The organism is Pseudomonas fluorescens (genome assembly GCF_902497995.1).
In the GTDB taxonomy this organism is placed as follows: Bacteria; Pseudomonadota; Gammaproteobacteria; order Pseudomonadales; family Pseudomonadaceae; genus Aquipseudomonas; species Aquipseudomonas fluorescens_BK.
This window is the reverse complement of sequence record NZ_CABVII010000089.1, coordinates 1-500: the sequence shown is the minus strand read 5'-3', so window position 1 is coordinate 500 and position 500 is coordinate 1. Positions and strand designations below refer to the sequence as shown.

The window sequence follows — 500 nt, the reverse complement described above, 5'->3', positions numbered from 1 at the left end:
CAACAATGCGCCACCGTTATCCAGTCGCAGGGTGCCTTCGGTGCAGCGAATCTCAATGCTCCAGAGTTCGTCATGACCGTGGTCGAAGTCGAACTCTGCGCGCACGGCGAGGTGACGCGCGTCAGACCTTTTGATCGAAGCGGCAATCGGCGACTGGCAGTTATTGGGGACTCGCAGCTCGGCAGACTCGACAAACAGCGGCAGCGCCAACAGATGGGTTGCAATCGACAACGCGTTGATACCGGGATCGAAGACGCCCAGGCCGCCCGGTTGCCAGATCCACGCCTGACCGGGGTGCCATTTGCGTACGTCTTCCTTCCAGTCGATCTGCACGCTGTGCAGGGTGCGGGTAGCCAGCCACGCACGGGCGGGTTCGATACCGGGCGCATAGCGTGAATGCCAGGCGAACAATCCGCTGACGCCTTGCTCCTGCACCTGGCTCACCAATGCCATGGCTTCACCCAGCGTTGCGCACGGCGGTTTTTCGACCAGCACGTGTT

At 61.6% G+C, this 500-nt stretch carries 1 pseudogene; it reads right to left on the bottom strand.

From position 1 onward, the window contains the following. Positions 1-500 (bottom strand): annotated as a pseudogene (locus F8N80_RS31055) (gfo/Idh/MocA family oxidoreductase); the annotation flags it as partial.